This is a genomic window from Paenibacillus sp. PvR133, assembly GCF_017833155.1.
Lineage (GTDB): Bacteria > Bacillota > Bacilli > Paenibacillales > Paenibacillaceae > Paenibacillus > Paenibacillus polymyxa_B.
The window spans coordinates 111,636-124,492 of sequence record NZ_JAFIBS010000001.1 but is presented as its reverse complement, the minus strand read 5'-3'; the positions used below and the strand labels follow the sequence as shown (position 1 = coordinate 124,492).

Below are 12,857 nucleotides of genomic sequence, written 5' to 3'. Positions count from 1 at the left end.
TTGTTAGGTGAAAGGAAGATACGATGCGCCAAGTTAAATATATGTATCAAAAATTTTTGGACAGTAGCTTTCGTACGAAATTGATGCTGTCCTATTTTTTGTTGTCTGGTTTTATCGTTTTGATCCTAGGTTTCGTTTACTTTGAAACGAGCGCACGGAATATTACTACAAATGTAACAGATAGCGTTACAAGCGTTCTGCGTAGTAATAACCAGCTGCTGGATAACAAGCTGACAGCTATTCAAAAAACCGTAGATATGATTCCGATCGACCATGATCTTCTTCAGACCATTATGAACGTGGATACTACGGATTCTTCATCGCTGTTACGAGCTGATCGCAGCATTACAAAAACTTTGTACAGATACTTTGGCAATATGGAGGAAGTGTATGCTTCCCAAATTATGACGCAAAATTATGCATATGGAAGCACTGATCGGATGTATATTCCCGTTCAGCCGTTCTATTCTTCTCCGTTGGCAACAACGGCGGTGGAAGCAGAAGGGGCTACCCAATGGATTCCCGCTTATTCGTATGCCGATACATTCCATCAGCAGGATTTAAAACGAGGCTCCTATGAGTTTAGTTCTTTATTTGCTGTGGTAAAGCAGCTCCATTTGACTGCATTAGATGATGCAGGAACCTTTCATACGCTTCCGGAGGGAAAGGAAAAACCTATACTTATATTGAATTTTCGTCCTGACTTGTTAAAAGGGGGCTTTGAAGATTATGCAGCCCGCAGCGGATTTACACATCTATCCTATGGCATGATTCATGATAAAAATGGGATGGTCATGAGTTCGAATGGACAGCAACAAGTGGGGGAGCCCGTGGCGGATTGGCTTAAGGATGCCATTACTTCGGAACAAGGGATGAAAATGGTAAACGTTAAAGGTCAAAGCATATTACTGGTTTACGAAGCGATGAAGACGACGGGCTGGGTATCTTATATAGCCATTCCCATGGAAGATGTATTGGGACATCTGTCAACGATTCGCACCTACACGGTGTTTTTTTTAGGTTTTATGATGCTCGTTGCTGTTATTCTTGCATATTTACTGTCTGTTTATATCAGTAAGCCCATCACGGATATGAAACAGGCGATGAAAGTAATGGAGAAGGGACATTTTGATATTCGAATTCCTGTACGTGGCTATGATGAATTGGGAGACCTGGTGATTCGGTTTAATCAAATGAATGAAAAAATTAAAGATTTAATCGAGGAAAATTACAAGTCACGTCTACGAGCCAAAGAGTCGGAGTTAATGGCACTTAATTTACAGCTGAATCCCCATTTTTTGTATAACACTTTAACGACCATGTATTGGATCGCGTTAGAACATAAACAGCACGAGCTGGGCCAATTGATCATTAGTCTGGCGGAAATGCTGCAAATTACTACTCGAACTAAAAACGATACATGGAGTTTGGAAACCGATCTGAATTGGCTGGAAAAATACATTTATATTATGCAGAATCGCTTTGAGGACAAGTTCACGGTGGAATATGATATTGATCCCATTTTGCTTCAGATGGAAGTTCCCAAACTTTTCTTGCAGCCTTTTGTAGAGAATTCAATTATTCACGGCTTCGCCGAAATGGAATCAGGGGGTCTGATTAGGATCACAGCCTGGATCGAGAAGCAATTGGTGTGTTTTAAAGTGGAGGATAATGGATTAGGAATTCAAGAAGATCATATACGCCGAATTCAAGCTGGAGAAATCAGATCAACGGGCATTAAAAATGTAGACAGAAGAGTACGGCTATTATATGGAATGGATTATGGCATTACGCTCCACTCGCCAGCAGGTAAAGGGACATTCGTCCTGATTCGCATCGGAGAAATTCATAGATCTAATCAAATGACACCAATCCAATGAGAGTACGACTTTTAAAAATGTAAGCGTTTGCTAAAATGAGTTTAGTGACGAAGCAACAAACGAAAAGATAAAAAAATAAACGGTTTGGGGGCGTTACTCATGTTAAAACGAAAATTATGGATTGTCTGCATGTGCTTGATCGTTGGGCTTATGTCAGCCTGTAGTTCAAATGAGAGCAGCAGCAAACCAGTTGATTTGCAGGGTCACGAGCAAGTGACACTGACCTATGCCAGTTGGGGGAGCACCAATGAAAAGAAGGTTCAGCAGGAAATCGCTAAAAAATTTACAGAGAAATATCCGTGGATCAAAATTAACTATATGCATATCCCCGGGGATTACGTAACCAAATTAACGACGATGTTTGCCGCCAATCAGGCACCCGATGTATTTCCCATTTATAAAGCACAGGCTCTGCAATGGGCTGAACAAGGCAAACTATATAATTTAAATGAATTTTTGAAGGAGGATAAGGAGCTAACGAAGGAAAGTCTTATTCCTAATTCAGTCATCTATTGGGATAAGGACAAAGTGGCTGGGATCAAGGTAACTGAGGAAGCTTTCGCGCTTTATTACAATAAAGATTTGTTTGAGGAGGCTGGTGTTGCTTTGCCGCCAGTAAAGGCTGAGGAGGCTTGGACATGGGAGCAGTTTTTAGAGACAGCACAAAAGCTGACCATTGATAAAGCGGGAAATAATGCGCTCAGTCCCAATTTCGATGCAAGTAACATTAAACAGTATGGAGTTCGGTTTGATACATGGATGTGGCATTTGCTTGTGCCTTCCAATAACGCAAGTGTCATTTCAGACAAAGGGGACTCGCTTAATCTTGAGAGCCCTGATGTGATTGAAGCTGTTCAGAAAATGGCTGATCTGATCAACGTTTATCATGTGGCACCGTCGCCAACGCAGTCCAAAAATATACCTTCCCCGGCCGTAGCACTGCAAAGTAAGCGTGTAGCGATGGATCTGGATGGACAGTGGGTTCAATTGGATCTTGGAGAATCGAAGGTGAATTTTGGTGTAGGCGTATTACCCAAGCTGAAAAGCAGCAAAACGATCCTGTTTGGCGAACCGGAAGTGATTTCTGCCAAAACCAAACATCCTAAAGAAGCATGGATGTTTTATAAATTCTTGCTGGATGCTGAAAGCGGACTTGACATGCATTCCAGCGGATTGTGGATGCCTGTCATGAAAAAATGGTACACCGAACCAGACTTGATTAGCAAATGGGCTGATGTCAAACCAGGTCATGCCGATGGTTACCGTGATGCTGTCATGAACCAAACGCTGCATAACGGTGTCAATTCTTACGACTATTATCTGAAAAACTCGGAAAAAATCAATGCTATCATTAACCCGGCGCTGGATCAGGTATGGCTGGGCAAGAAAACGGTGGAGCAAGCATTCAAGGAGGTTTCCGCAAAGGCTAACGCGGAATTTAAAGGGACGTATCCAAAAGAATAGGGTGAGTGTTTTGACAGAAAGAGAGGGATAGAATGCAATCATTATCTTCTATTCGTAAGAAGGAAAATTGGTTGGGGTGGCTTTTTGCCGCCCCTGCTATTCTCGGCTTTGTCATTTTTGTTCTGGGACCGATGATCGCTAGTCTCTGGTTCAGTCTTACCGATTACAAGGTGGCTTCACAGGCCCATTTTATCGGTCTGGATAATTACGTCCACTTATTTGACGGTACGGATCAATTTTTTTATAAATCACTCGGGGTTACGTTTTATTATGTGTTCCTGAGTGTGCCCCTGCAAATTATTGTAGCTTTCTTTTTGGCGATATTACTTAATCAAAAGGTAAAAGGTCTGGCTTTTTTCAGGACTGTTTTCTATCTCCCTACCATTGTGCCACTCATAGCATCGTCTATGATCTGGATGTGGCTGTTTGATCCGGATCTTGGCTTGCTAAATGTGGTATTGCGTGCGCTGCATTTGCCCGAAAGTCAATGGATCTATAGCGAAGGGTCGGTAGTTCCTACTCTGGTTTTAATGAGTTTGTGGACCGTTGGAGGAACCATGATTATTTTTCTGGCAGGCTTGCAAGATATACCTAGACATTATTATGAAGCCATTGAAATTGACGGTGGAAACGCTCTTCATAAGCTTATGTATATTACAATTCCATTGACATCGCCCACTATTTTTTTTAATACGATTATGGGCTTCATCGGTGGGTTTCAAGTGTTTGTTCAACCTTACGTCATGACTCAGGGTGGACCCAATAACTCCAGCTTGTTTTATACCTTTTATTTGTTCCGCGAGGCATTTACTTTTTCGAATATGGGTTATGCCTGTGCTATTGCTTGGGTGCTCTTTATTGTCGTTTTGGTATTCACTGCCTTTCTGTTCAAGACGGCCCGAAAATGGGTGTATTACGAAGGCGGGGGGGCATGAACATGAAAAAACGCGGTTGGAGTTGGAGCAGGGTTTTGCTCTACGCAGTTCTCATAGTGGGCTCACTGTTTTGTATGTTTCCTTTTTACTGGCTGGTGCGAAGCTCCATGATGGATTTAAGTCAGATTTTTTTGATCCCGCCGAAATGGATTCCAGAGCCTTTTGTATTCGAGAATTTTTTACAGCCGTTTGAAGAGTTATCCTTTGGGCGCTATTTTGTGAATACATTTATCGTCGTTGCGGGTACTTTGGCGGGTGTACTTCTGTCGAGTACCATTTCTGCCTATAGCTTTGCGCGAATGAGATGGAAGGGAAGAGATAAGGTATTTGCCTTGTTATTAAGCAGCATGATGCTGCCGTTTGCAGTCACGCTGATTCCGTCATTTATTGGTTGGCAGGCATTAGGCATGGTTAGTTCGTACGTTCCATTGGTATTACCTTCGTTTTTTGGTGGAGGCGTTTTTAATATTTTTTTGCTAAGACAATTCTACATGACGCTACCGCGAGAACTGGATGAAGCTGTATTTGTGGATGGAGGCAATCATTTTACGATTTTCACCCGTATTATTTTGCCTTTGTCGAGGTCGGCGATTTTGGTCATTGGATTGTTTACGTTTTTGAATACATGGAATGATTTTATGGGGCCGCTGGTTTACCTTAATGATGAGAGCAAATTTACGTTGGCGATTGGGCTGCAGCAATTTCAGGGAATATATTCGGCTCAATGGGGCGTTTTGATGGCCGCATCTTTAATTGTAGTCTTGCCTGCTATTATTCTGTTTGCCATAGGACAGAAGTATTTTATGGAAGGGATTGCTTTGACGGGAATTAAAGGATGAGAACAACTGCCAGGTACGCACTTTGATTTTTTTGGAATTTAATATTAAAATGGAAGTAACTTTCGAAAAGGAGATGACGTGAATTGGCAGAGCAAGTGCGTATTGGAAAAACAGATCTATATGTAAAACCAATCGGTTTGGGTGCAAATAAGGTGGGAGGACATAATCTCTTTTCCGGTTTGAATGATGAAACGGGCAAAGAAGTCGTTCGCACAGCTTTGGACAACGGCATCAATTTTCTGGATACGGCTTTTATTTATGGACCTGAGCACTCAGAGCGGTTGATCGGTGAGGTGCTGAAGGAGCGGGGCCAACGTGAGGAAGCGGTCATTGCGACCAAGGGGGCACACAAATTTGTGAACGGAGAGGTTGTTTTTGACAACTCGCCTGCTTTTTTACGTGAATCCGTCGAATCCAGTCTGAAAAGATTACAGACCGATTATATCGATCTGTTCTATATCCATTTCCCGGACGAAGCTACGCCGAAGGCAGAAGCAGTTGGAGAATTGAAGAAGCTCAAGGACGAAGGCAAAATCAAGGCTATTGGCGTATCTAACTTTTCCATTGAACAACTTAAGGATGCGAATAGCGACGGTTATGTAGATGTGCTCCAATCCCAATATAATTTGTTTCAACGGGAAGCTGAGAAGGATCTGCTGCCTTATACCAAGGAAAATGGCATTTCGTTTGTGCCTTATTTCCCGCTAGCCTCAGGATTGCTGGGTGGTAAGTATACGAAAGACATGACCTTCACAGACATCAGAGCAAAAAATCCACTGTTTCAGGGAGATGCATTTGCTCGTAATTTGGACAAAGTGGAGCAGGTACGAGAGATTGCCAATGCGTTGAATGCAGAGGTTGCTCATGTTGTACTCTCATGGTATTTGACCCGCGATTCGATTGATGCCCTCATTCCAGGGGCGAAGGGGCCGGAGCAGGTGCTGGCGAATTTGAAGACGCTAAATGTCCAATTGAGTCAGGCTGATATCGAAAAGATTGACCATAATTTCAAATAATAAGTGCACCTGAAATTTGCAATTGTATATGTATTCCATCTAGAGAAGCTGCCGGACGGGCGGCTTCTTTTTCGTCCCTCCCTTGCATATCCTTGTAGGGTAAGTTCAACGCTGCGGGGGGAACGGATGATGAGAAGACCGCAATGGCACAGCGCGCCCAACAGAAGACGACGCGGCAGACGTAGAGTATTTTTGATTGTGGTACTGGCGCTGCTGGTGGGAATCATACAGGTGGCTGCTTATGTGGAGCAGCATTTAAAGCCGCCTATGATGCACCTGGCAAAAGTACGGGTCAAACAAATGGCGACGGAGGCTATTAATTCAGCAATTACAGCACAGGTAGAGCAGGGGAAGACGGCTGATAATTTGATCGAATGGAGAACGGATGCACAAGGAAGAACCTCCGGCTTTGTTCTGAATTATGCAGAGCATATGAGAATTACGTCAGACACGCTCAAAGCAGTCAAGGCAACGATGGACAGCATGAGCCATTTTGATGAGAGTGTTCCGATTGGTCAGGCATTGGGCAGTCCACTGTTGGCAGCTTATGGACCAACGGTCCCCCTAAAGGTGGAGCCGCATGGAGCAATCAAGGTGGATTTAAATACCCGTCAACAGGATGCGGGCATAAACATGATCTTGGTGGAAGTGTACATTCGGATTACGACGGAAGTGTCCGTGGTTATACCGTTTGAGATGCAACCTCAGATTGTGGAGACGGAAATTCCGGTTTCTTATTTATTAGTGGTAGGCAACGTTCCGATGTACTACTATGACAATCAGGGGAAACCAGTGGGTAAAAATGGTGCAGCCGCTCCGCAGTTGGCGTTGCCTCCCCATTCCATAGAGAGTAGCGGCGCTGTAGATCCCAGCACAGTAAGTGTTCCAGAGGTACAGGAAGACCAAAACACCTCTAGCCAGTCCCCAACGCCATAGAGCGGAGGGGAGTGACGTGAGTTGCTCAGGAAAAACAAAAGGGACCCTATGAGGAGGTCCCTTTTGTTTTTCCTGTTTTGAGCGCTTTGCGTTCGGTCTGCTCCCACTGTCTTAATAACGGATACGGGTCAAAGGACCAATCTGCCCAACCATTGTCTCGATATATACCATAGTGCAGATGCGGTGGAAACTTGCCTTGAGTACCGGGTTTTCCATAGCCCGAGCTTCCGACCCAGCCCACCGTCTGACCGGGTGTAACGATGTCTCCGTTGTGGACGGTTTTGTCAAAGCCGGAAAGATGCGCATAGTAGTGATAGCGGTTGTTGAGATCTCGGATTCCGATTCGCCATCCGCCGAAGGGATTCCAGCCCTTCATTTCAACTACACCGTAGCAGGTACTGCGAACTGGAACTCCATAGCCAGCAAACAGATCAGTTCCTTCATGTATACGGTAACCGCCCCAGCTGCGACGGCTTCCCCATGTGCTGCGGTAGCTATAAATGCTGCCTAAAGGAAGAGGGAAGGCTTGACTGACCAGATCCAGCTTGCCATACGTCCGATACAGCTTGGCAAACTGCTGAACTCTTTGAACTGCGCGGCTGTTATGGTAATATTCCCAAACGGCAATACCAAATTCATCCTCGTTGTTTCCATACTTTCCGAGATAAGATGCGATGCTGAATAGCAGATCCTTGTCATTATTACGGTCAGCGATTCCATCACCCGAACCGTCTTGTCCCAGCCCGGAAAATAGTTCAATGGAACGCGGATTTTGATCCTCCGAATCAGGGTTCATCAGGCCGGACCAGACTGGTCCCGTGATGAAAATACCTATGATCCGTTCCGCATGCTTGCGATCCCTGGGATGGGCCACTGTAAGTGTGCGTTCATACTGGTCGATGGCGGCCAGCCTGTACCAAGGAACTCCAGTCAGGGCTTCGATGGAATGATATAGAGCCAGCCTGGACGTATACGACGAAGACTGAACATGTGAAGCATCTACATTTGCGGTCAGGCTGCTTCTGGCGGACGAGGACTGTAAGTGATTGGCAAAGGCATGGGCAGGAAGCGGACAGGCCGTTGTCAGTGTAGTAGCGCATAACAGCAGCGATAACAAACGAACAGCTCGGGCTGTCCGCGTAGGGTAAGGCACGTGAACCGACCTCCTATAGAAGGGCTTAATCGCCCGGTAAATTCTAGGCCCCGTATTCAATAGCGTGAATAGGGTGCTTTTGTTTAGATTGAGCCATATCCGCCGCTTTTATCCATGTAAAGAGTTTACTTTTTCCGGCATCAATGTCATATCAAAAAGGGAACAATGAATGGAGGTTTTTCCATGGCTTTCATGTTATAATGTATGGCAATGACAGCTTAAGCTTATCAGAAAGAAGGTCTATGCCATTGTCTAGAAAAGTGAAGGAAGCTAAGCCCGACTGGATTCGTATTAAACTTACGACAGGCGATAACTATCAGGAAATCAAGAGCATGATGCGTTCCAAGACATTACATACCGTATGTGAGGAGGCACGATGCCCTAATATATATGAATGCTGGGCCAATAGGACAGCTACATTTATGATTTTGGGTGATACTTGTACGCGTGCGTGTCGTTTTTGCGCAGTAAATACGGGAATGCCTACGGAACTGGACTTGCAGGAGCCTGAACGCGTCGCTGAAGCGGCTGAAAACATGAATTTGAAGCACTGTGTCGTAACCAGTGTGGCTCGCGACGATTTGAAAGATGGGGGTGCTACTATATTTGCAGAAACGGTTCGTGCGATTCGCCGCCGGTTACCTTTTTGCAGTGTAGAAGTATTGATTCCCGATTTTATGGGCGATATTGAATCGCTACGAATCGTCATGGATGCCAAGCCAGATATTCTGAATCATAATATTGAAACGGTGGAGCGAATGTCCGACAAAGTTCGGGCTAAAGCGAAATACCGTCGCTCTCTGGAGCTGCTTCAACGTGCGAAGCAATTAAATCCGGCTATTCCAACGAAATCAAGCATCATGCTAGGTGTCGGGGAAGAGTGGGACGAGATCTTACAAACCATGGATGATCTGCGCAAAGTCGATTGTGACATTATGACAATTGGTCAATATTTGCAGCCGTCCGAGAAACATTTATATGTGCAAAAATATTATCCACCGGAAGATTTTGCGAAGTTAAAGGAAGAGGGATTACAGCGGGGATTCAGCCACGTCGAATCCGGACCGTTGGTCCGCAGCTCCTACCAAGCGCATGAGCAGGTGAAGTCAGCCGCTCAGCATAAGGAAGAAGGCGCCCTTTCGCAGGCTTGATCCGGGAAAGGCGGTCAGAATAGCTTGTTTCAAATCGGTGGTAAAAACTATGAATTGTTGCAGGATCACAAGAACGGGTGGAATCCCGAAGCGTTTCGTGATCGGTATAGTGAAGTGCTGGATCGCTATGATTACATTATTGGTGATTGGGGTTACAATCAGCTACGTCTGAAGGGCTTTTATCGAGACGGTCATCCCAAAGCAAATAAGGATACATCTATAGTGATACTGGACGATTACATTAATGAATACTGCAATTTTGGCTGTGCCTATTTTGTGTTGCAAAAAAGTCGTGAAGTGGTTAATAAAAACGGGGTCAATGATGAAATCATTGCTCCAGATATTCAGCAGTTGGTAGATGCTCAAAGGGAACAAGCAGGAACGCTAGAACCCGAAGAGCAGCAAGAAGTATTGCAACATACAGCTGGAGAACAGGAGTGGCCGCAATCACAGCAGGATTCCACAGCTACGGAGGAATCGCGAGTGGAGCAGCCTCGAGAATCCCGGGAACCATGCGAGTTGCAACGTCGGGAATCGAAGGATGCCCAGGAAGTACGTGAGCGACAGCCGCGTGAAGCTCGCGAAAGTCGTCCATCCAGAGAAGGACGTGAAGGAAATCGGCAGCGTGAAGCACGCGATTCGCGCCAGCCAAGAGAACCACGTGAAGCAAAGGATGGACGTAATCCGGGTGAAGGGCAGCAAGCTCGGGAACCACGTAGACAGCGCAATCAGCAAGGGAGTTTCGATAAAAAGGAATCGCGTGGACCACGCTATGAGCGTCAATCAAAGGAAAATCGGGAGGGACGGCAAGTTCGTGTCTCTCGTGAACCTGAGGGCCAGCGTCAGACCCAGCCAGCTGCTAAAGCCGAAAGAGCTGAGGGTAGTAAAAAGAATAAAACATTTACAGCTCCACAACAAAACGGTTCCTGAATTTTCAGGAACCGTTTTGTTTGTAAAAAAAGAGCCAAAGTCGGCTCTTTTATAGATTCTAATTAAGAAAAGCGTTGCGTACTCGATCCCAAAATGGGAAAGGACGGTAACGAGCGAAGCTGATCTTCTGACTTGCGACCTGACATCGAACAGAGATTAAGTCATCCACAGGAAAGTTGAGGTGATCTACTGTCAATAAAAGACGCTGATCTTTCCGTGAAAAAATATCACAATGATGGTGTTTGGGCAGTAGCAATGGCGATCCCAGTGTTCGATACACACGGTTATTAATGGAAGCGATCTCAGTCAACTGCAATGCTTCAATGGTGGGGTGAACCATAGCTCCGCCAAGTGCTTTATTATAGGCGGTCGTTCCTGAGGGGGTAGAAACACATATACCGTCACCGCGAAACATTTCAAAGGTGATATCGTTAATATCTACTTGGGCAACGACAGTGCCATCCACCCCTTTTAACGTAAACTCATTCAATGCAATAAAAGAAGCATTGCCTGACTTCTTGTGAATTTCCAACTCAATCAGTGGATACTTAACGATTCTCGGGTTAAGCGGTCCCTCAGATCCGCTTTGGCTCATCAGGTGGATTAGCTCCTCCAGCTCGTCCGCACGCCAATCAGCATAAAAGCCCAGATGACCGGTATGTACACCAACAAAGGCAATATCCGGAATGCGGTCGATGAAGGTATGAAACGCATGAAGCATCGTACCATCGCCTCCAATAGACACGACGATTTCCGGCGATTCGGCATCCAGCTTGAAATTCTTTTCTTGGGCAAGACGGTGAAATTGCTGACTCAAGTCCATGGAGTGCTGATCCCCGCGATCCAGAACATAATATCTCAAGATGAAAAGCTCCTTTGTCATGGGTATATATCGATCATAATCAATTATGAGCAAGAACACAATCGTTCATTGCCTGTGTGTTCTTCTCAAACGTACATATAAGCGACTTGTACCCACACTCAACCATGAGAGACTAAGCATTCCAGCCAGTATAAAGGCAAGAAACAGCAGACTTTGTAACAACATGACGGACGAGAAGCCAGGAGACCACGCGATGTCGTATATCGGAGAAAAGACTGGAGAGCTTCCCTGTCCCATCAGAGGCCGCCATAACACGAGAGCTAGCAGTGCTGAGATGATGCCGTGCGCAGCCCGGGCCAACAAAAATGGCATATAACGGAGATTTGTCATATTTAAAATACTTGCAACCTGTGCATGAACCGACAGCCCGCCCCAGGAGAGAACAAAAGCGGCTGCGGCTACCTTGAATGGTAACGCCGCTGCCGTGGCTTTACCTGCGGCTTGCGCTCCTAAAGTGACTTCGAAAATACCACCCACAATGGACTCCGTTAACGTAGGAGGAAGACCACATGCAGTCAATAGGCTTGCCGTAAGCAGATGAAGCCCGCTCATTAAACCGGAGTTCGTCAAAGCTTCTAAAATGACACAGAAGAATACAACTAGCCCTCCTACGACAATAATAAGGCGTAGGGAGGAAGTAATCGCCTGACGAAGTAACTCACCCAATGGGCGACCATCTTCCAAACGAGCTGTATGCATGGCATATAATGCTTGGCGTAGGGGTCCAGGCTGCCTGTTGCGACCTGCTGCTTTTGTATTCGTGGACTTCGACCAGGCTTTTTGAGTAGGTTGAGGGCGGTCGCTGCGAGTATCTGTTTCCCCTGAATGGGAACCGTGGAAGCGCATAAGCAGCCCGATGATGAGCACGCCACCATAATGGGCCGCGCCCAGTACGAGTGCAATTTCTGGTTGATGGAAGAAGCCAACGGAAACCGCACCGATCAAAAATATCGGATCAGAGGAAGTGGTAAACGCGACCAAACGCTCTCCTTCAATGCGTGTGATCCATTTTTGCTCCCACAGCTTGGCTGTTAGTTTAGCTCCAATCGGGTAACCGGATGCGCAGCTGACTGCAGCGACAAAACCCCCACAACCAGGTACACGGAATAGAGGCTGCATCAGCGGATCCAACAGCGCACCTATGAAATGAACAATTCCGAAACCGAGGAGAAGCTCGGAAATAACGAAAAACGGGAATAAAGACGGAAACAGCACGTCCCACCAGATGGCAAGCCCCCGAAGCCCGGCATTCAGAGAAGATTGCGGGTATACAGCCATAAGCATAAACAGGAATAGCAGTGTAAGGATGAGCAGAGGAAGCGAGTAACGACGGTATAGCGACATAGAGGCCCCTCCTTTGGAGTTGTACTAATATACCTATGTCGGGGATGGACAAAGAGTACAAAAAAATCAAAGAAAACGGTTACATCTAATGCTGTATTTTTGTAAATAGTATGTTAAAATAGGAAAACAACGATCCATAACCTTAAGGATGGAGTGATCAGGATGAGTATCGTTGCCGGTCTGTTCGTATGTGCTTTTGTGTATGTTATTCGTGCCTCTCTCGTCCATCCCGGTGAAGAGGATTGGCGGAGTTATTAGTTGTGTTTATAGAATGACGAAGCTGTGTGCAACGAAGCACACCCTCTTCATATGTTAAATTGATAAAA

Annotated in this window: 11 protein-coding genes; 8 read left to right on the top strand and 3 right to left on the bottom strand. The window is 45.6% G+C overall.

The window, feature by feature from the left end:
- The first annotated feature begins 23 nt into the window (after window positions 1–23).
- The 6 genes from JOE49_RS00580 (at window position 24) to yunB (ending at window position 7,070) form a co-directional block, all read left to right on the top strand.
- Complete coding sequence (locus tag JOE49_RS00580; protein ID WP_209940390.1) at window positions 24–1,880, top strand: sensor histidine kinase; 1,857 nt, start codon at window positions 24–26, stop codon at window positions 1,878–1,880.
- A gap of 99 nt (window positions 1,881–1,979) precedes the next feature.
- Window positions 1,980–3,344 (top strand): ABC transporter substrate-binding protein, encoded by a 1,365-nt coding sequence (locus JOE49_RS00575; protein WP_209940389.1) that lies wholly within the window; start codon window positions 1,980–1,982, stop codon window positions 3,342–3,344.
- A 32-nt stretch (window positions 3,345–3,376) separates the two neighbouring features.
- A complete protein-coding gene (locus tag JOE49_RS00570; protein ID WP_023990216.1) occupies window positions 3,377–4,279 on the top strand; it encodes a carbohydrate ABC transporter permease in 903 nt (300 codons plus the stop codon).
- Between the two features lie 2 nt (window positions 4,280–4,281).
- Window positions 4,282–5,118: a carbohydrate ABC transporter permease gene (locus JOE49_RS00565; protein ID WP_209940388.1), complete on the top strand. Its 837-nt coding sequence runs from the start codon at window positions 4,282–4,284 to the stop codon at window positions 5,116–5,118.
- A gap of 83 nt (window positions 5,119–5,201) precedes the next feature.
- Window positions 5,202–6,134, top strand: a complete 933-nt coding sequence (locus JOE49_RS00560; protein ID WP_209940387.1) for an aldo/keto reductase — start codon at window positions 5,202–5,204, stop codon at window positions 6,132–6,134.
- A gap of 126 nt (window positions 6,135–6,260) precedes the next feature.
- Window positions 6,261–7,070, top strand: coding sequence for a sporulation protein YunB (yunB, locus tag JOE49_RS00555; protein WP_023990213.1), 810 nt, complete (start codon window positions 6,261–6,263; stop codon window positions 7,068–7,070).
- A gap of 46 nt (window positions 7,071–7,116) precedes the next feature.
- Here the strand turns inward: yunB and JOE49_RS00550 are convergent, their stop codons facing one another.
- On the bottom strand, window positions 7,117–8,223 hold the full coding sequence (locus JOE49_RS00550) for a M23 family metallopeptidase (RefSeq protein ID WP_053326070.1): 1,107 nt from the start codon (window positions 8,221–8,223) through the stop codon (window positions 7,117–7,119).
- A 248-nt stretch (window positions 8,224–8,471) separates the two neighbouring features.
- Here JOE49_RS00550 and lipA point away from each other — a divergent pair, with 248 nt between their 5' ends.
- On the top strand, window positions 8,472–9,374 hold the full coding sequence (gene lipA, locus JOE49_RS00545) for a lipoyl synthase (RefSeq protein ID WP_023990211.1): 903 nt from the start codon (window positions 8,472–8,474) through the stop codon (window positions 9,372–9,374).
- Window positions 9,375–9,398: 24 nt separating this feature from the next.
- Window positions 9,399–10,304 carry a YutD family protein gene (locus tag JOE49_RS00540; protein ID WP_209940386.1) on the top strand — a complete coding sequence of 302 codons (906 nt, stop codon included), beginning with the start codon at window positions 9,399–9,401 and terminating at the stop codon, window positions 10,302–10,304.
- Window positions 10,305–10,362: 58 nt separating this feature from the next.
- On the opposite strand, the gene JOE49_RS00535 is transcribed toward JOE49_RS00540, so the two are convergent.
- Window positions 10,363–11,166 carry an NAD kinase gene (locus JOE49_RS00535; RefSeq protein WP_013372943.1) on the bottom strand — a complete coding sequence of 268 codons (804 nt, stop codon included), beginning with the start codon at window positions 11,164–11,166 and terminating at the stop codon, window positions 10,363–10,365.
- 66 nt (window positions 11,167–11,232) lie between these two features.
- Window positions 11,233–12,531: a sporulation integral membrane protein YlbJ gene (ylbJ, locus tag JOE49_RS00530; protein ID WP_209940385.1), complete on the bottom strand. Its 1,299-nt coding sequence runs from the start codon at window positions 12,529–12,531 to the stop codon at window positions 11,233–11,235.
- Between the last annotated feature and the right edge of the window lie 326 nt (window positions 12,532–12,857).

What these genes read in the sequence shown, in the direction of transcription:
- JOE49_RS00570 (WP_023990216.1), top strand. Translation starts at nt 3,377, where the DNA reads ATGCAATCATTATCTTCTATTCGTAAGAAGGAAAATTGGTTGGGGTGG.
- JOE49_RS00565 (WP_209940388.1), top strand. Translation starts at nt 4,282, where the DNA reads ATGAAAAAACGCGGTTGGAGTTGGAGCAGGGTTTTGCTCTACGCAGTT.
- JOE49_RS00580 (WP_209940390.1), top strand. Translation starts at nt 24, where the DNA reads ATGCGCCAAGTTAAATATATGTATCAAAAATTTTTGGACAGTAGCTTT.
- JOE49_RS00575 (WP_209940389.1), top strand. Translation starts at nt 1,980, where the DNA reads ATGTTAAAACGAAAATTATGGATTGTCTGCATGTGCTTGATCGTTGGG.
- yunB (WP_023990213.1), top strand. Translation starts at nt 6,261, where the DNA reads ATGATGAGAAGACCGCAATGGCACAGCGCGCCCAACAGAAGACGACGC.
- ylbJ (WP_209940385.1), bottom strand. Translation starts at nt 12,531, where the DNA reads ATGTCGCTATACCGTCGTTACTCGCTTCCTCTGCTCATCCTTACACTG.